We start from the raw sequence: 17,421 nt of genomic DNA, 5'->3' as shown, positions 1-17,421 counted from the left end.
GTATCCGTCCGGTGAAGGCCGCAGCGTGATGCCGACCGGAGTGTAGGTCGGGTTACGCGGCGATCGCGTTCGGACGGGGCGCCCAGTTCCAGGGCAGGAGTTCGTCGAGCCGGGTGGCAGGATGATCGGCGATGCGTGCGAGGACATCAGCAAGCCATGCCTGCGGATCGACGTCGCCCAGCTTCGCGGTCTGGATCAGGGTGTAGATGATGGCGGCGCGTTGCCCGCCACGATCGGATCCGCAGAACAGCCATGCCTTGCGGCCAAGCGGGATGCAGCGCAGCGCGCGCTCGGCGGCGTTGTTGGTGAGGCAGATGCGGCCATCGTCGAGGAAGCGGGTGAACGCATCCCAGCGCTTCAGCATGTAGAAGCAGGCCTTGGTGAGGTCATGACCGCGCGATAGCTTGGCGACCTGCGCGGTAAGCCAGGTGTGGAGCTCGGCCATCAGCGGCGCGCTGAGTTCCTGACGGACTGCGAGCCGCTCGGCAGGACTCTTGCCGTTGATGCCGCGCTCGATGTCGAACAGGGCGTCGAGACGCTGCACGGCTTCGAGCGCGATCGGATAGATGCTGCCGCGCTGGCCGCGGCTCTTCTTGCGGGCTGAGCTCAGGACATCGGCGAGCTCGAAGAACTTGCGCCTCGCATGAGCAAAGCAGCCCGCTTCCAGCACGGGACCGGGGGCGCGGTCCCCGCGATAGAGATCGTTGTAGCCACTATAGGCATCGGCCTGCAGGATGCCGGACCATGCCGCGAGATGGGCTTGCGGGTGCTCGCCGCGCCGATCGCGCGAATAGTGGAACAGGGCAGCTGGAGGATCGGTGCCTGCAAAGGGACGATCATCGCGTACGTAAACCCATAATCGCGCCGTATCGGTCTTGCCCTTCGCCATGACCGGCACGGTGGTATCGTCACCGTGGATCCGGTTTGCAGCCAGAACATGCGTCTCGATGAGCTTGTAGATCGGAATCAGCGCATGGGCAGCTGCCCCGACCTGATCGGCAAGAGTCGAGAGGCTGAGCGGCACGCCTTCGCGGGCAAACCGCTCGGCCTGGCGGTTGAGGGGCTGGTGCTGTCCATACTTCTCGAACAGGAGCATCGCGAGGAAGCTGGGTCCGGCCCATCCGCGGGGCACCACATGGAAGGGCGCGGGGGCCTGCGCGATCTTCTCGCAGTCGCGGCACGAGAACTTCTCGCGCACCGTCTGGATCACCTTCCACGAGCGCGGGATCACCTCGAGTGTCTCGGTGACGTCCTCGCCGAGCTTCGAGAGCCGATCCCCACCGCATGCCGGGCAGGAACAGGGCGCAGGCACCACGACGCGCTCGCGCGGCAGATGCTCGGGGAACGGCTTCCTTGCCGGGCGCTTGCGCTCGAAGGCGGTGACCGTGGCGGTCTTGGCCGCCGCTCCCTCGGCGATCAGGTCGTCTTCGGCGGCATCAGCCTCGAGCTCTTCGAGCTGCAGCTCCATCTGGTCGAGCAGACGGCGGCTGCGTTCGGCGCTGGGGCCATACTGCTCGCGCTTGAGCTTGGCGATCTGCAGCTTGAGGTGAGCGATCAGCGCCTCGATGGCGCTCTGGTGGGCCATGGCGTTGGCAAGCTTGGCCTCTGCCTCATCGGCCTTGCGGGCCATCGCCGCCACCAGCGCCTTGAGCGCTTCAACGTCGTCCGGAAGGGGCGAAATGGCGGCTTCCATAGACCGGAGTGAATCATCATCCACCCTCTGCTGCAAGGGCAAAACACCGCCTCGCGCCGATTATCCGGCGCTCTGTGGCCGCCATGTATACTGCGGGTTGCGCCAGTCGATCCCCTCCAGCAGGCAGGCCAGCTGCGAGGGGGTCAGCGACACCGTTCCCTCAGTCGCTGAGGGCCATACGAACCGGCCCTTCTCTAGCCGCTTGGCGTAGAGCGACATGCCGATCCCGTCGTGCCAGATGATCTTGATCAGCGAGCCTGCGCGGCCACGGAACACGAACAGATCGCCGCCGTGCGGATTACGCTTGAGACCCTGCTGCACCAGCAGCGCCAGGCCCTGCATGCCCTTGCGCATATCCGTGTGGCCGAGCGCGATCCACACCCGCGCGCCCGAAGGGATCATCGCAGCCCCTTCAGCGCCGCAGCGACCAGGGCCGGCGGTGCCGCCGCGAAAATGCTCAGCCGCTTGCCGCGCGGCAGGTCGATGATCATCGCGGGGTGCTCGGCAGCGCCGGCCGCCATCACATCTTCGTCGATCACCGCTTCGGCGAACACCGGCGTCGGAAGTGCCTCGGGCAGCTCTGCTTCCCGCTCCACGCCTGCATCGAGCAACTTGCGCCGCCAGGTGTAGATCAGCGCCGAAGAAATATCGTGCCGTCGGCACACCTGGGCAACGCACGCGCCCGGCGCGAAAGCCTCGGACAGGATCTGCAGCCGCTCCTCATCGCTCCACCGCCGCCGCCGCTCCGGCCCCGAAAACACCGTCACCTGACCCATCGACCACTCCTAAGCGCGCTCACAAGAGCACGCTTAAGAGCGCTCGATACCTATCCACGCAAGGCGGCCCTCGCCGGAGGGGTACGCCGTAAGTCAGGTCGCCAAGTTTCCGCTGATCTGGATGGCTCGAGAAGCGCAGGAGCACGGCCTTCAAATCAACGAGTCCCTGTTCAATCATCTAGCGGAGGGCGCTCCTCTGCCCGGAGGCAAACGCATGTATGTCGCGCCCGATGCAAATGGCGAAATCCACAATTCGATGACCATCCCTTGGAAGCCGCTGGAATATCTGCCCAAGAACCGCAGGTGGAAGCGCTTCCCTGAGAAGGTGTCGGGCGGGGGCTATTATCTGCCGTGCGCGGAACCGCGTAAAATTCCCGAAGGCGCGCTGCTCCATCATTCGGTGATCGAACGGATCGCCAAGGGTTATAAGCCGGTCAATCTTCCCACTGAGTTCACGACTGTGCCGCCAACCCCCGGACATACTGACACGATCAAGGACGACGAATGATTGACCATCTCGAAATCGCGCAATCGGGATATTTTTACCAGCGTAAACGCCGTCTGTCGAACGAAGCGATCAATCGCCTCTTCACGACTATTCGCGCCCAGGCCCGACGGCCTTCGCAAAATTTGTTCCGGGTCGATCGGGTCGTGCTTGACGATGCCCGCTATTCGGCGATCTGCTTCTCGCACGAACGCGATGTGGCCTTCCTTGCGCCTGAAGCCGAAGCTGTCGAGCGCGTCTATGGCTATGTGCTGATCGTCGAGCACGGTCCGTACATTGCGGTTTTCAAATCGGGGCTAGATCTGCCCTCGGCATTCAAAACCGCCCATCTCGGCAAAGTCGCAAATGAGCGGATAGAGTGCGCGATCGCCCGGCAAGACGCGGTGTTTCAGAAGCTGCGTCTACGCAATATGTCGATTTCGCCGCTCGCGTTGCGTTCAAAATCGCTCGAAGCTCGCGATCTCGAGAACGCCGTCGCCACCAGCAGCGCCAGTCGCTTCATTCCCCAAGCCTATAGCGTGCGACGCGAAGACGGTGTCTATTCCGCCACGCCGACCACCGGTCGGATTTCGCTTCGCGCCGATCGCGTTGGAGTCGAAGCAACCGTTGCATGGGCCATCCAGATCTCGGAACTCCTCCAAGCCGATGGCGGAGCGGTCGCCGGCTTCATCCGCAACTTCGCGCGCGCTATCGAACTGACCGCGCTCCCTTCCCACGTCCGGCCAACCTTCGTCGGCATCGACACAATGGGTCTGGCCGACGCATTGTTCAATGCCGATAACGGAGTGCGCCTGATCCGCGAGGGCGCAAACGGTGTCGAGGAACTGCTGCAACCTGAAGCCGAAGCCGTACTGGCCGCGCTCGAGCCAGCGTTCCCGGTCGTGCGCCGCCGCCGCGTACTCGAAGTGCGCGCCGAAGACGGCGTTACCCCGATCGCCAGGCTGCGTATCGGAGCAACGCGGATCGGATTGCGGAAACTCGATGTCCCGCAAATCGCCGGAATTTCAGTCGAGAAACGCAGCCAGCCGCTAGGGGAGGACGCCAATGCGGTCTCACTTTCGCGCTACCTCGACCGCGAAAATTTGTTCACGATACTCTTCAGCGATCTCGCCCTGGCGTACATCGACGGGGCGCTGTTTCGCGACGAGGCGCTTGCTGGCGGCGGTACTGCGCTGCTCGCACGCCTACAGGCAGATCCCTCGCTTGTGCACACCACCAGTGAGAAAGGCGATTTTGCGGTTGGCCAGGTGGAGTTTGCCCAAGACTGCGTATTCCGCTCGGTGGTCGATACGATCGCAGACGGCGATGACGTATTGCTCTGTGATGATCTCGGTGATGAATGGGCCGACTTTATCGGGGTCAGCACCCACAGCAGCCCGACGATGATCAGCTTCTACCATGCCAAACACGGTAACCAGTCCCTCAGCGCGTCGGCCTTTCATGAATCGGTCGGCCAAGCGATCAAGAACCTCGGCCGGATGGGGCTACCCGCCGATATGCTGCCCCACAAACTGGCCGGCTGGGCTAATCGCTATCGTAACAACGGCGTCCAGACCGACATCGCCCGGATGATCCGTGGCGGAACGCCACAACAGATTTCCGAGAAACTTGACGCGGTGCGCGTCGCCCCAGATGCGCTCCGGCGAGTATTTATTGTGACCTCGTCGCTCAGCCGTGCGCAGGTGGAAGGAGTCCTTGCCGATGTCGTGCAGGGGACAGCGCCGTCGCCGCACTTCGTCCAACTCTACTGGCTATTGATGAGTTACTTCTCGGCCTGTGTTGAGATGGGTGCCCAAGGATATGTGGTATGCCGCCCATAGCGCGTTGTCCCAATAGCGCTTCAGCAATCGCATGGCGCAAGATGCCATTGTTGTAGCTCATAGGCATATGCGGTAGCGGCCGCTTTCGAGGACAGTCCGAACGGTAGCGAAACGACTGGTTATTGGGCGCGAAGCTGACACGCCGGTTCACCGTCCGGATCGTCGGCTATTCCAATCAGCGCTCCTGAAAGCCGCCATTCCGGATCGTCCGACACCAGCTATCATTTCTCCTCGGATGAAATTCGATCCTCCACGACCTCTTGCCCAACCCTCCGTCCGCTGGCGAGCCTTCGTCCCAACGCATCAATGAAGGCGTCGTAGCGATCTCCACCCAGGCTGCGTAGCACGGCGCGTTCGCTTTCCGGCGGCGGCGGAGTAGATGTCAGCCAGAAGCGAACGAATAGCGCGATCATCTCGACGCTGATGCCAAGATCGCGTTCGAGCCGCGCCACCTTACGGTCAAGTCGGTCTATACGTTTTGTCACCGCTGCCTCACTCCGCTCGTCGCCATCAGGTGACAGGAAGGAGGCTATAGCTGCCTCGGCAATCAGCGAACGTGATTGCCCGCGCCGGTCGGCATAGGCAGCCAGCGCCTGCATAAGTTCCTGGTCAAGATAGACCGAAAGTCGCGCCTTGGTCGTCACAATTCAATACCATCATCGGGATCGAGTGATGCCTGACGCGCTACGGTCCGCACCTGACGGCGCACGGTGGCTTGCCGCGCGGCATCACTATCCGGTTCGGGATCCTCCGGTTCGAACTCGTTGGCTGGCGCGGGTTTGGGAGCCGGTGAGATATCGACATGACGTTCCAAATCGGGCTGTCGGCGCAACCCGGCATTTTCGGCCTCGTCATCCTCGCCCGATCCTTCGACAGACTTGTCTACCGGTGCCGGTTCAAACGTCGGCGGCGCAACGATTGGACGCCGGCCGCTCCAATCGTCGGGACGCGTCTTGCGTGCTCCGCCTTCCATATCCGGCGGTGAAATAACTCGTTCGGCGAACCGCCGGTCCTTGTAGTAGCGGACCTTCTTCGCCCGAATTGGCGGGATACCGGCGATCATGATGATCTCATCGTCAGGTGGAAGCTGCATCACCTCGCCCGGCGTCAGGAGTTGCCGAGCGGTTTCCGAGCGCGAAACCATCAGGTGCCCTAACCAGGGGGACAGGCGATGGCCGGCATAGTTCTTCATCGCCCGCATTTCGGTAGCCGTGCCCAGTGCATCCGAAATGCGCTTGGCGGTACGTTCGTCATTGGTGGCAAACGACACGCGCACATGACAGTTGTCGAGGATCGCGTTGTTCGGTCCATATGCTTTTTCGATCTGGTTAAGGCTTTGGGCGATCAGGAAGCTCTGAATGCCGTAGCCTGCCATGAAGGCGAGCGCGCTCTCGAAGAAATCGAGCCGGCCAAGCGCAGGAAATTCGTCGAGCATCAGGAGCAAGCGGTGGCGCGACTGCCGGGCCCGCAAATCCTCGGTCAGCCGCCGTCCGATCTGGTTGAGGATCAGGCGGATGAGCGGCTTGGTGCGTGAGATGTCGCTGGGCGGCACGACCAGATAGAGTGTGATCGGCACATCGCTCTCGACGAGATCCGCTATGCGCCACTCGCAACTACGCGTCACCTGTGCGACCACGGGATCGCGATAGAGTCCCAGGAAAGACATGGCCGTGCTGAGCACACCCGATCTTTCGTTCGCCGATTTGTTCAACAGCTCGCGCGCGGCGCTGGCGACGACGGGATGGACACCTGCCTTACCCAGATGCGGCGTGGTCATCATCGCGCGTAAGGTCGATTCGATCGGCTGCCGCGGGTCCGACAGAAAGGCGGCGACTCCGGCCAATGTCTTGTCTTCGCCAGCATAGAGAACATGCAAGATTGCACCGACCAGTAGTGCATGACTGGTCTTCTCCCAGTGATTGCGCTTTTCAAGACTGCCTTCTGGATCGACCAGAACGTCAGCGACATTCTGCACATCGCGCACTTCCCAGGCACCCTTGCGAATTTCCAGCAGGGGATTGTAGGCGGCCGATGCAGCGTTGGTCGGATCGAACAGTAACACGCGACCGTGACGCGCGCGAAAGCCTGCCGTTAGCTGCCAGTTCTCTCCCTTGATGTCGTGAACGATCGCAGAGCCCGGCCAGGTGAGTAGCGACGGCACAACCAGGCCGACACCTTTGCCGCTGCGCGTGGGGGCGAAGCAAAGAACATGCTCGGGTCCATCATGGCGCAGATAGTCCGATCCGAGACGGCCCAGAACGACACCCTCGTCGCGCAACAGCCCGGCGGTCCGAGCTTCTCCCATGGTCGCCCAGCGTGCCGACCCATAGGTCTCAGCGTTTCGCGCTTCCCGCGCGCGCCATACCGACATGCAGATAGCAAAGACGATCGCAGCGAATCCACCCGACACGGCGATACAGGCACCCGTCCTAAATATCTCCGGGGCATAAGCGTCGAATGCAAACCACCACCAGAAAAAGGCCGGCGGCGGATAAACGGGCCAGTCGCCCAGCGAGAACCAGGGCGATCCCAATTCCGGCTGATAGGCCAGCGCCGCTGCCGTCCATTGGGTCGCGCTCCAGATCGCAATCAGCACGATCAGAAGGACGGCGATGACCTGGCCCCACAATATCTTGGTCGCGGACATTGGACCTCCTTTGGGTAACGAGGAGGCTAGGAAGGCGCGGATTCAAGCACGAATTGTGTCCAGCGCAGCGTGGCGAAGAAAGACAGGGAATGGCGTGGGCGCGTATTTCGCGTGGTCGCAGAATGTCGGCTTCGCGCCTCAATCAAGGTCATTCGCGGTCCACTTAGCTCTTCCTGGAACCGGCCATTCGTTCAGCTGCACTTATGGTGCAGTGTGAATAGAATTGCGTTTTTCTGCATCCGCCTTCGGAGATGCGCTCTAAGCTATCGCTCATCTCGAGTAGCGTCACCTGTCGGCGAGGTGGTAATCGGCACCGAGCGACCTCTAACTATCCCCATTGAGATCATCTAGCTTGTCAAAGCTGGCTACTATATCTGCATTCCGTATACGCTCCAGCGTCTCCTCAAAGCTCTCGTTAAGACTGCCAGGCTGAATATGCTGGCGGATAGCATCGTAGTGTTTGCGGGCAGCAACGCGCGACACCGAACGTGTCAAATGCAAGCGTACCGCCAAACTGTCGGGACTGTCACAGCCTTCGCGGACGACGCCGCTCAATGTAGCCAAGACGGTGGACACGGGTGTTTCGTCTCCAGCAGCGCGCAACCGAGCCGCGAGCAACTGTCCGGGAAGGCCCGCCATAAAGGCAAGATCGGGCACGAGCCGCGATACGAAATGCCGGGCATTCTTGCACTGCTTGAGATTGGTGGTCCGTCCGAGATATGCCTTTTCGAGTTCGCACAGCGGCACACCGGACAACCAGATCGGCAAAAGTTTCCGCAGCCACAACAACGCATGCTTCCCACGCGCCTCATCGTCGCCGAGGCTCTTGTAAGGCGTACCGAACGCCTCCTCCAGGCTCTCGGGCCGCAGAAGGCGGAGCAACTGACTCGGATGCGCGTCGAGCCAGTCGAGCAGCGCCGCTATCACCTGCTCTGCAGTTCCTGAAAAGGAGCCGGTATCGAGCAATTCGCTGATCTGCTGCAGCAACGCGACGGAGAGGCCGGTTGCGCTAGAGACCTGTTCGATCCAGCGGTCGGCTTCTGGCAACTCGAGCGTGGCTCGTGCAGCTAGGGCCGATGCGACCCTTGTGCTCAGCCAGTCGGCATCAGCGGCAGCTAGCGCGCGGTACGCGCTGAAGCTCCTGTTGAGCAACACTGCGGCGGGATCGTCTTCGGCCCCTGCGATTGCCAGCGGTAGCTTACTCAAGAGATAGGCTGAGGCGCCGGTCTGGGTGACGCCGTCGTGAATGCTGTCGAGCACCGCCTTCAGCGGATCGTCAATAACGAGACACTGGTCGGCCTGCTCGAAGATTGCCTGCAGCTCCATCCAATGCCCGTTTATCTGATTATTCTGATCGTCGAAGTCGATGACCTTGCTGGGTACAAGCAAGACGAAGCCCTGCGCACCTTCGCCGGCACGTCCCGCACGTCCTGCGGCGTTCAACAGCTCATGTGCCTCAAGTTTCTGCATCTTGTCGGCTTGCGGATCGAACCGACTGTCCCCTGAAATGATGACAACTTCGCTCGGCAGATTCATGCCTTGAGCAAGCGTCGAGGTCGCGAAAAGCACCTTGATCCCATCTGGCCGGCGAAACAGGCTTTCGTGCAGTTCACGCTCCTCGCGCAGTAGCAGTGCATGATGGCTGGCGGTCCCCGCTCGAAGCGTGCCATCAGCTGCAAGCTTCATGTAGCAGTAACCGGCTCCACCCATCTCCTCTTCGGCGAGGGTGCGCCATTTCTGCTCTTCCTCTGTAAGCGTAATCTGGCTGGTGGGGACGCGGGAGGGGTAATCCTTGACGCATTTCTCACAAAAAACAGTGCTCTGCACAAACACTAATGTCTTCATGCCCGCGCTCGCTGCGGCGGCGGCAATTGCGCCGCTTGTCTCGTTGCCGTTAGGGGTGAGATACCAATTGCCGCCCTTGGAACGTCCAGCCGACAGTAAGCGGCCATCGCCGAGGAGCTGCAGCAGAGCATAGTCGCTGCGGGCGGTGGTCGACCAGGTCTGCAGGAGACTGAACAGACCGAAGGGCTGCGCCAGCAACGCGTTCTTCACCGAGACAGGCGGCATGTTGTGGTCGGGATAGTCGGTGCGGGCCTGGTCTAGGATAGTCTTGAGCGCTTTAATCTGCTCGGCGGGATAGACGACGCAGCCTCGCACTTGCCGCGTTGGCTTCCAGCTAAGATCTAACGTCAGGCATTGGCGGCTGGTTATATGAGCAATCCAGTCAGCGATCTCCTGCGTATTCTTCATCATTGCAGAAAGCAGCAGCAAGTCGGCGTCAGGAGCGATGCGCGTAAGATTTAGAATAACGAGCATCGCATCAAGCCCGCGCCTACTCCGATCATCTTCACGTGGATGCAGCAAATGGCATTCGTCGAAGACAATCAGCCCGAGATCCTGGAAGGCATCGGGATCGATCGACAGAAGCATTAAGCAGCGCTCGGGCGTCATGACCGTGACTTCGCCGAGCACGACGACGTCGCCAATTCCGACATCCTCGTCTACATCGGCAAGAATGCTGTAGTCCTGGAATATGCGCTTCAGCGATCGCTGGGTCTGCCCGACGAGTGCATGCGTGGGCGCGAGGAAGATCACACGCTCGCCGCGCAGCAGCGCGGTGGCGATCTTAAGTTCCGCGAGAGTTGACTTGCCGCCACCAGTCGGAAAGCTGATCGCCGATGAGACGCCCTGTTCCAGATAGCCTTTCGCAACCGCTTCGCGATGGTTGCGCCAGAGATAGGGGCGCTGCCGGGCCATGCGACGGAGCGTCTGCCACCAGCCATTGTCACTGACCCCACCCGGCGTCGGAATGCGGCTGAGCGCACTTCCGAGCAGGTCGCCGTCTAGACCCAGAAGTAGATTGGCGAGGTGCAAAGGCCCGGGATAGAGGCTCAGCAGCGTCTCGCCGGCCGCGCCGGCGCCATCGACCGGTTCGCTGGCGAGGGCGTGCACCTGCGCGAACAGCGTGCTCGCTGGAACGACCCCACCCGCCTCGGGCGCGACGTCGACGCGCAGGCGCAGCTGCCTTGCGAGATTGGTGATGCCACGCAGAAGCAGCAGCCGGAGCGCATCGAGAGCGCGGGCGCCGAAATCATCGCCTTCAGCATCAATCTCAGGCTCGTCGGCACCGACGATCTCCCCGAGCCGACCTTGCGCAAGATTGCGGATTGCGAGCAGCAGGGCGCGCTCGATCGGCCCGGCCTCCGGCGCAGGCACAATGCGCTTGGCGGCTTCGGCCGCATCGGCATGCGCTTCTGCCAGGAGGAAGAGCAATGTGGCGCAAACCTCGGGGCTGACCGCCGCAATATCGACTTGGCTGGGAGCATCGGCTCCGCGCAGTGCCAGAGAAATGGCTTGATGTGCCGAAGCCGCGACAAAGGCTGCAGAGGCGCGATTCTCGCGGTCGGGAAGCAAGGCGGCATAGGTCTCGTGCGCTGCAGCGATGCGGCGAAGTTCAGCAACGGTTGCCACCAACGCTTCATCGTCTGCCTCGACAGTAGCACCGCGCAGGCGAATGCGCGCCGAGACGATATCGGCAAAGGCTTCGGTCAGCCGTTTCGGCAGATTGTCGAGATCGAGTCCGTCAAGTGGAGGCGCCGCCCGAATCAGTGCTGCGGTCGTCGCATCAAACATTGGCGATGGCCTTTATCTTGACGATCACGCGCGCGGCGAAGCTTGTCATCCAGTTGCGCATCGCGGGGAGATATATGGTGTCGGCGCGGCGGCGGGCCGCAGCGCCGGGCGCGGACTTGTCGAAGCCCTTAAACAATCTGGCGCGGGCATCGGCATTGTTGTGAGTGTCGCCGATGGTGATACTGATGCGATAGCGTCGGGCATCGTGCCACAAGATGTTGGCGATTGCGCTATCAAGGTCAAACTCGGGATCAGCGGCGGCGCGCGCGTCGAGCATCCCGCTTACCTCTTGGCTAAGTTCATTCAAGCGCTCGCCCTTTTCGAGCGCAACGATACCCGGCCAGACATCATCTCGGATCGTGTCGCGGGCCTTATCGGTGGCCTTGTCTTCGAAGACGACGACCGCAGTGACCGAGGTGCCGGCTTCGTTTAACTCGAGCTGCATGCCGTCGAAGCCTTTGTCGGCCTTGCGAATATGCGGCATGCGGGTGAGCGACGCGGAAGGCTGCTGGTGCGCGGCGATCCACGATATCGCCTGAAACAGCCAGCCGTCACGATGCCAGGGATCTTCGCCCTCGGCTAAGGTCAACTGTTTGATCGCTGCAAGCGCCTGCTCGGCATTGGCAGCGGGCCCCGGCACGCCCGCACCGCTCAGGATCTTGGCAACATGGCGATACTGACCGAGCACGATGCGTGCGACGCGTTCAGCGAGCACGTCTTCATCGTCGATGGTCCATGCCCAGCCGTGGCAGAGTTCGCCGTGATCTATCGGGACGAGCGTCAGTGTCATTGGGCTGTCGAGCTAGGCGGACGGAAAGGGGGCACACGGAGCCGCCTCGGAAACAACGTGGCGTACTCGAATGATCCTACTGTCACCACTCCTCTCGTCCGTGGCCGGCGAGCGAACGGTAGTCTATCCGATGCAGCATTCCCCCTCGTCTGTGGGCCCCAGTCATTCCCTATCATGGAAGCAAGGGCTAAGTGAATTGCGATCCTAGTCTTAAAGTTGACGTAACTGCGAAGGTACCGGTGCCACTTATAATGAATAAAATTCACTATCATCCGCCAAATGCGGCCTGTCTGCTCCCGGCCCAGGGCGCGACGTTATCGCCCTAACCCCCGCCCGCGCCCGAACGACCATTCCACGCTGCCGTCGCCGCGCATTACACCGGAGATGTGCTTGCCCATCTGACGATCCAGCGATGGCGTCCAGGGCACGAGCTGGAAGCCGAGGCCATTTTCGATCATGGCAAAACGGCCCGAGGCAAGATTCAACCGCTGGCGCACAGTGCCGAGGACATAGTCGCCCGTCAGTGATGGCCTATGCGGCAGGCCGATTTCCGCCGACAGTTTCTCGGCGGTGGCATCCAGTTCCCGCCGCCGGAGCGTATCAAGCAGATTGCGTGCGAAGATGATCCGTCGCCCCTGCCGCCGCGCCAGGCCCTCACCTGCGAGATGCTCGGCACGCTTTTCCATCGCGTCCCGAACCTCCGCCCCGAAACCACCCCCGAGGTCTCGCCCATCGCCCGACAGGTTCCGCCGATCGAGCCAGGTCGCACCCGGCGCGCGGACCTGTGCGTTCAGGTCGAAGTCCGAGCGTACGGCCAGCGCCATCCGCTGCCGGCCCTTGCGATCCTCGAAGCGCCGTAGTTCGACAATCGCACCGGGCCTGCAATCGCCGGTCGCATCGATGTCGGGAAGCTGGATATGATGGGTCCGCCCATCAATGCCGTCGACGATCGCATAAGCCCTGCCAGTCAGCTCGTCGTGCAGCCCACGCTCCACCAGCGTGCCCATTACGTTCTGTCCGGGTTCGGGTTCGAGCGCATAGCTGGCCGAGCCCCGGTCGATGCCCCGCTCAGTCATGGCGCGGTGCATCCGCTTGATGATGTCACCGCGAGCCTGCAATTCTCGCAGCGCGGTCTCCGCATTTCCAGCCATTGTCCATTGGCCGGGCGCGACCTCGCTGGCGAGGCCGAGCCCCTCGAGCTTGCGCAAGCGGCCGATGCGCAGTGCATGATCCGGACCAGGCCGTACTCCCCGTTCAGGAGCCGTTTCAATGATGCCGTTGTGGTCGCGCTCTCGCGCCAATCGGTAATCCAGATCTGTCCAGCGTTCCGCATTGACCTGCCGCTCTAGCGATTGGTGGATTTCGAGATCGGTGCGCAGGCCGAGTTCCTGCGTGACGATCTCGCGCGCCTGTGCCCGCATTCCCTCGCGGATATAGTCGCGCGCGATCACGAGATCACGGCCGTACTCGCCAACGCCGCGCACGATGACATGTGCATGGGGGTTGTCGGTATTCCAGTGCTCGACCCCGCGCCAGTCGAGACGGGTGCCGAGATCCTTTTCCATCTGCCCCATCAGCTCGCGCGTGAAAGTCTTGAGGTCGCGCATTTGCCCGGCGTCTTCGGGCGAGACGATAAAGCGGAAATGGTGCCGGTCATCCTCGCAGCGCGCGGAAAACTCGCCGCGGTCGAATTCGTCGCCCTCGGTCCCGAATAGCATGCCACGCTCGCCATCGCGGGTGACGCCATCGCGTTGCAGGTAATCGAGATGTGCACCAAGCGACGAGCGGCTCCCGTGCCGGACCACGCGCGCCTTGATCACGACGTTGCGAGCCCGGTTACCGAGACGATGGGCGGCGCGAATGCTCGCTACACGCCCGCGTCCGAAGGTCGAAAACCCCACACCTGAAGATCGTGCGCGTCCCGCGCCAAGGCCGCCGGCTCGTTGGGCGGCGGCAAGAGCCTGCGAGATAGCGGGTCGTGCACGCTGTCCGCCCCGCGTGCGGATGCGGCCTGGCCGGACACGGAAGTCTTCCTCGCCTTTCATGGTCGGGAGTCCGGTAATGTGCCGCAAAGCCGCATAAACGGTAGGAAGTGGCGAAAGGCACACATCGCGGACATTGCCGCACACCTCGCGGCGGAACGCCACAAGGCCTTGTAAAACAAGGCTACGACCGGCTGCAGATGGCTTGGCACATCGCGGCTTTTATCTTGCCATCGATTTTTCTTCGTGAGTTGAGGCGACCGATCACTTCTCTGCTGCACTCCAGCGGGGCGGAGAGCACGCCATGGGGCGCTGTAGGTGGTGACGCTCGTCATTGCTCTGAGAGCGATACGAACAGGCCGTTTGTCGGCGGCTCGATGGTAGCGGACCGCGTGGTCTGCGAAGCATCCGAAGTGTCGTCAGTCACCACATCCTCCCTAGTAGGAATGCCATCTGCCCGTGCGGGAAACAGAGCCGCGCGGCGCCAGGCAAAAGGGTCTGGCGGTGTCACAGCCGCAATCATCGCGTTACCGGAATTTCCCGTGATCGCCGTCAGCTTTACGAGATAGGCGCGCGTCTCGCGGGGCAGCGGCCGGCTGCCGGAAAGGTATTCGTCATAGCGGCCCGGTCCCGCATTGTAGGCGGCGAGCATCGCAGCCGCATTGCCATAGCGGTCGTGCATCTCGCGAAGATAGGCTGCGCCCGCCATGATGTTGTCGCGCGGATCGAACGGGTCCAATCCGAGACGATAACGCGCGCGCAGATTGGCCCAGGTAGCGGGCATGATCTGCATCAGGCCCATCGCTCCGGCGGGCGAAACAGCGCGTCTGTCACCGTTGCTTTCGACGCGCATGACTGCCCATATCCAATCTTGGGGAATGCCGAACCGCCGCGTTGCATCGACCACATGCGCTGCATAAGGATTGGCCGTGGCAATGCCGGGCGCAGGTTCCGCAGCGGCCGGCGATGAACCAACCATCTGCGCGGCCAATACCAGTGCGACGGCAAGACTCCCTCGACTCATGGCGCGATTCTCCGCCAGATAAGCGGTCCGTCCGGCGTGTCTCGGGTGAACATGGGTGTCGCGCGCCCCAGCAGCGTCGTGGCCGGGAGCGGGCCGAAATAACGACCGTCCATGCTGTCGGGCACAGACGGGTTCATGAACAGAAATTCGTCCGACCGAAGTTTGTGACACCCCTGCCAGACAGGCAGCGGGCGGCCTCGGCTGTCGCGATCCCGAGCAACGGCAACGGGCTGGCCATCGACGCTCACCATGTTGCCGTTGCGGCATACACACTGTCCGGCTTTCGCCGCCACATGTTTGAGGAGCGGCACGCCTTCCGGGAGATAGCCGCGCTCGGCCATCCAGTGCGCCCATTGTTGTGGCGGGATGACGGCTACCAGCGAATTTGCCGGCGGGTCGGGGGCGGCATGTGTCCGGTAGAGACCGATCGGTGCGCTCGCACTGGCGTTCCAGATGAAGCGCGGACGCGGATCGGCAAGCGCCACCGCAACGAACAGAAGGATAAACACCTGTGCGGTAACGAGCGTGGCGATGACATAGCCGAAGCGGGTCATCCCTCGATCTCCCGACGCTTGAGCCAGGCAAGGTGGCGTTCCATCGTATAGGGCCGCGGGCTCTGCCCGGCCGCGATACGGTTGTGAACATGGCGCCAATGATCTGGGGCGGCTTCGCAAGGATCGACATCGGCGGCCTCCACGCTGTCGATCGCGGACAACACCTCGTTGACCTTCGGCCAGCCCTCAATGTGAAGCAGAATCTCTCCGCCGGGCCGCACGAAAGGCAAGGTCGTGTAGGCTTCGCCGGGCGCGACGGCGCGCAGCACATTGATGCGTGAACTGATCGTTCCATAGTCGTTCGCCATCCAGCGCACGAAGGTGAAGATCGCGCCGGGTCGGAAGCCGACGACGCGGGTTCTTCGCGTGATGATGCGGTCCTGCGCAATCCGACCGAAGCGTATCCAGTGCTCAAATTTCTTCTCGATCCAGGTCAGCTCGACTTCGGTCAGTTGCTTGCGTGCCGAGCCCAATGCGCAGCCTTCGCGCGCACCGCTGGGTGAGTCATTATTCATTGCCGATCTCCTGTGAGCCACCGTCGAGCAGATGCCTTGCCGACGAAGCGGCACGCGATCTGTCCACAGCAGCGAATTGCGTTAGCAAGAATCCGAAGGATTCGATTCTATTAGCACTGTTAGAGGGGGTGCGATTTCGCGAGGATTTCTGCGGGATTACGGGCCACTCGCGTTCCCGATAGTCCGAGGATCGCGTTCCTGATCGTCCGAGTGCCGGTGTTCCCGATAGTCCGAACCTCATGACCGCTTATCCACAGGGTCGATGCCCATTCGGCGCATCGCGGTGTCGAAGGGATGCTCCGGGATCGGAGCGAAGTTCAGCCGCTCGCGACCAAGTGCGTGTTCAAGCCTGAGGGCGTAACCGGGCAGCGGCTGACGAGCGACGATAGCTCGCAATTCGAAAGCGAAGCGGCGCAGCGGCGAAAGCACGCCGGACTTCTTGTGAAGGTGGGGAATGTCAAAGCTCCACCCGCCCTCTTGCCTCCCGCCATGCTTGCGCACGATACGGTAGAGCCAGCGCTCCAATCCGCCGGTCAGATCGAAATAGGCCCGGTCGATCGTCAGCACGAGCGCGCGGTCGAGCACACCAGCATAGAACCAGTCCGGCAGGATCAGCTCAATCCCGAGCGGACGGCCTCGGCCGTCCGCAAGTTCACGCCATTCATTGATCCACGAGAAGCGACGGCGGCGTCGCTGATGCTCCTGCCGGATCGAGGTGGCGACAGTTGTGGATTGCAGCCGGTCGAGCGCGGCTTTCAGCCGTTCGTAGCTCGCCTTGCCAGTGCCCCGCCGGGTGAACGCCAATATCTCGTGGGGCGTCGTCACCATGAGGCGCGAGGTCGGCCTTCCGGCATCGCGTGCCTCAATGAGCTGGCTCGCCGCCCAGATTAGCACGTCGGCATCCCAAATGGTCGCCATGCCATGTTCGGGTACCGCCTCGACCGATATCCGGGTCTTGCCCATATTGAAATCGATCGGCGCTATGCGCCTGCTCTTGGCGAGGCTGAAGAACGGCCAGGCCATCAGATCCTGTGCATCGCGCGGCGCGAGATCGCCGGGGACCGAACGAAACAGTTCAAGCTGCGTCCGTTCGGTGTCCGGGCCGCCGGAAGAAGAGTGTGCAGCGCGCATGGGACTCAGCGACGTACACAGTCGGTGGGCAGGCGCTTCGCGGGGTGGACGGTGCCCTTCCCAGGATCGGAGGTCGAACGGCGTGTGCCGAGCGCTGCCCAGGCCTCGAGGTCTTCGATGGCATAGACGATACGGCCGCCAAGTTTGCGGAAGACCGGCCCGGTGCCATAGCAGCGGTGCTTCTCCAACGTACGTGCCGACAGGCCGAGATGGACCGCCGCGTCGGGTGTCTTGAGATAGCGTGGCGTGGTGACGGCTGCCGGTTCGCTCATGATGATCCTCCTTGTGATGGCCGGCCCTGAAAAGCGGGCCCGGCGGACAGGAGGCGATGATGGCGAAGGGGATGCG

At 62.2% G+C, this 17,421-nt stretch carries 15 protein-coding genes; 2 read left to right on the top strand and 13 right to left on the bottom strand.

Features of this window, described 5'->3' with window-relative positions:
• Positions 1–52: 52 nt before the first annotated feature.
• Genes tnpC through tnpA form a run of 3 tightly spaced genes read right to left on the bottom strand, consistent with a single transcriptional unit; the run spans position 53 to position 2,469 of the window.
• Positions 53–1,693 (bottom strand): IS66 family transposase, encoded by a 1,641-nt coding sequence (gene tnpC, locus D2V17_RS12325; RefSeq protein ID WP_119592683.1) that lies wholly within the window; start codon positions 1,691–1,693, stop codon positions 53–55.
• Positions 1,694–1,753: 60 nt separating this feature from the next.
• Positions 1,754–2,095, bottom strand: coding sequence for an IS66 family insertion sequence element accessory protein TnpB (gene tnpB / locus D2V17_RS12320; RefSeq protein WP_119592682.1), 342 nt, complete (start codon positions 2,093–2,095; stop codon positions 1,754–1,756).
• Positions 2,092–2,469 carry an IS66-like element accessory protein TnpA gene (gene tnpA / locus D2V17_RS12315; protein ID WP_066843951.1) on the bottom strand — a complete coding sequence of 126 codons (378 nt, stop codon included), beginning with the start codon at positions 2,467–2,469 and terminating at the stop codon, positions 2,092–2,094. Before tnpA ends, tnpB begins: the two co-directional genes overlap by 4 nt.
• Before the next feature lie 121 nt (positions 2,470–2,590).
• Here tnpA and D2V17_RS12310 point away from each other — a divergent pair, with 121 nt between their 5' ends.
• Both D2V17_RS12310 and D2V17_RS21570 read left to right on the top strand, forming a co-directional pair.
• Positions 2,591–2,977 carry a hypothetical protein gene (locus D2V17_RS12310; protein ID WP_191229177.1) on the top strand — a complete coding sequence of 129 codons (387 nt, stop codon included), beginning with the start codon at positions 2,591–2,593 and terminating at the stop codon, positions 2,975–2,977.
• Positions 2,974–4,794 (top strand): hypothetical protein, encoded by a 1,821-nt coding sequence (locus D2V17_RS21570; protein WP_220474114.1) that lies wholly within the window; start codon positions 2,974–2,976, stop codon positions 4,792–4,794. Before D2V17_RS12310 ends, D2V17_RS21570 begins: the two co-directional genes overlap by 4 nt.
• 221 nt (positions 4,795–5,015) lie before the next feature.
• Here the strand turns inward: D2V17_RS21570 and D2V17_RS12300 are convergent, their stop codons facing one another.
• The 10 genes from D2V17_RS12300 to D2V17_RS12255 form a co-directional block, all read right to left on the bottom strand.
• Entirely contained in the window at positions 5,016–5,438 is a 423-nt protein-coding gene (locus tag D2V17_RS12300) for a ribbon-helix-helix protein, CopG family (RefSeq protein ID WP_119593172.1), read from the bottom strand.
• Positions 5,435–7,441, bottom strand: coding sequence for a conjugal transfer protein TraG (locus tag D2V17_RS12295; protein WP_119593171.1), 2,007 nt, complete (start codon positions 7,439–7,441; stop codon positions 5,435–5,437). Before D2V17_RS12295 ends, D2V17_RS12300 begins: the two co-directional genes overlap by 4 nt.
• Before the next feature lie 324 nt (positions 7,442–7,765).
• Positions 7,766–11,077: a DEAD/DEAH box helicase gene (locus tag D2V17_RS12290; RefSeq protein WP_119593170.1), complete on the bottom strand. Its 3,312-nt coding sequence runs from the start codon at positions 11,075–11,077 to the stop codon at positions 7,766–7,768.
• Entirely contained in the window at positions 11,070–11,867 is a 798-nt protein-coding gene (locus D2V17_RS12285; RefSeq protein ID WP_119593169.1) for a hypothetical protein, read from the bottom strand. The genes D2V17_RS12290 and D2V17_RS12285 overlap by 8 nt, the downstream gene beginning before the upstream one ends.
• A gap of 314 nt (positions 11,868–12,181) precedes the next feature.
• Positions 12,182–13,912: a relaxase/mobilization nuclease domain-containing protein gene (locus D2V17_RS12280; RefSeq protein ID WP_119593168.1), complete on the bottom strand. Its 1,731-nt coding sequence runs from the start codon at positions 13,910–13,912 to the stop codon at positions 12,182–12,184.
• A gap of 268 nt (positions 13,913–14,180) precedes the next feature.
• Positions 14,181–14,702 carry a lytic transglycosylase domain-containing protein gene (locus tag D2V17_RS12275; protein ID WP_425453643.1) on the bottom strand — a complete coding sequence of 174 codons (522 nt, stop codon included), beginning with the start codon at positions 14,700–14,702 and terminating at the stop codon, positions 14,181–14,183.
• 167 nt (positions 14,703–14,869) lie between these two features.
• Positions 14,870–15,427 (bottom strand): S26 family signal peptidase, encoded by a 558-nt coding sequence (locus tag D2V17_RS12270; protein WP_119593166.1) that lies wholly within the window; start codon positions 15,425–15,427, stop codon positions 14,870–14,872.
• Complete coding sequence (locus D2V17_RS12265) at positions 15,424–15,942, bottom strand: DUF2840 domain-containing protein (RefSeq protein ID WP_119593165.1); 519 nt, start codon at positions 15,940–15,942, stop codon at positions 15,424–15,426. Before D2V17_RS12265 ends, D2V17_RS12270 begins: the two co-directional genes overlap by 4 nt.
• A 237-nt stretch (positions 15,943–16,179) precedes the next feature.
• Positions 16,180–17,073 (bottom strand): replication initiator protein A, encoded by an 894-nt coding sequence (locus tag D2V17_RS12260; RefSeq protein ID WP_119593164.1) that lies wholly within the window; start codon positions 17,071–17,073, stop codon positions 16,180–16,182.
• Positions 17,074–17,078: 5 nt separating this feature from the next.
• Positions 17,079–17,345 (bottom strand): helix-turn-helix transcriptional regulator, encoded by a 267-nt coding sequence (locus tag D2V17_RS12255; RefSeq protein ID WP_119593163.1) that lies wholly within the window; start codon positions 17,343–17,345, stop codon positions 17,079–17,081.
• Positions 17,346–17,421: the final 76 nt, after the last annotated feature.

Origin of the sequence: Aurantiacibacter xanthus (genome assembly GCF_003584015.1) — a bacterium.
GTDB classification, from domain to species: Bacteria; Pseudomonadota; Alphaproteobacteria; order Sphingomonadales; family Sphingomonadaceae; genus Alteraurantiacibacter; species Alteraurantiacibacter xanthus.
The sequence above is the reverse complement of the archived record's forward strand: the minus strand, read 5'-3'. Positions and strand labels throughout refer to the sequence as shown.

Excerpts from the sequence above, each read along its gene's own strand:
- tnpC (WP_119592683.1), bottom strand. The coding sequence starts at position 1,693 with ATGGAAGCCGCCATTTCGCCCCTTCCGGACGACGTTGAAGCGCTCAAG.
- tnpB (WP_119592682.1), bottom strand. The coding sequence starts at position 2,095 with ATGATCCCTTCGGGCGCGCGGGTGTGGATCGCGCTCGGCCACACGGAT.
- tnpA (WP_066843951.1), bottom strand. The coding sequence starts at position 2,469 with ATGGGTCAGGTGACGGTGTTTTCGGGGCCGGAGCGGCGGCGGCGGTGG.
- D2V17_RS12310 (WP_191229177.1), top strand. The coding sequence starts at position 2,591 with ATGGCTCGAGAAGCGCAGGAGCACGGCCTTCAAATCAACGAGTCCCTG.
- D2V17_RS21570 (WP_220474114.1), top strand. The coding sequence starts at position 2,974 with ATGATTGACCATCTCGAAATCGCGCAATCGGGATATTTTTACCAGCGT.
- D2V17_RS12295 (WP_119593171.1), bottom strand. The coding sequence starts at position 7,441 with ATGTCCGCGACCAAGATATTGTGGGGCCAGGTCATCGCCGTCCTTCTG.
- D2V17_RS12290 (WP_119593170.1), bottom strand. The coding sequence starts at position 11,077 with ATGTTTGATGCGACGACCGCAGCACTGATTCGGGCGGCGCCTCCACTT.
- D2V17_RS12285 (WP_119593169.1), bottom strand. The coding sequence starts at position 11,867 with ATGACACTGACGCTCGTCCCGATAGATCACGGCGAACTCTGCCACGGC.
- D2V17_RS12280 (WP_119593168.1), bottom strand. The coding sequence starts at position 13,912 with ATGAAAGGCGAGGAAGACTTCCGTGTCCGGCCAGGCCGCATCCGCACG.
- D2V17_RS12275 (WP_425453643.1), bottom strand. The coding sequence starts at position 14,702 with ATGCGCGTCGAAAGCAACGGTGACAGACGCGCTGTTTCGCCCGCCGGA.
- D2V17_RS12270 (WP_119593166.1), bottom strand. The coding sequence starts at position 15,427 with ATGACCCGCTTCGGCTATGTCATCGCCACGCTCGTTACCGCACAGGTG.
- D2V17_RS12265 (WP_119593165.1), bottom strand. The coding sequence starts at position 15,942 with ATGAATAATGACTCACCCAGCGGTGCGCGCGAAGGCTGCGCATTGGGC.
- D2V17_RS12260 (WP_119593164.1), bottom strand. The coding sequence starts at position 17,073 with ATGCGCGCTGCACACTCTTCTTCCGGCGGCCCGGACACCGAACGGACG.
- D2V17_RS12255 (WP_119593163.1), bottom strand. The coding sequence starts at position 17,345 with ATGAGCGAACCGGCAGCCGTCACCACGCCACGCTATCTCAAGACACCC.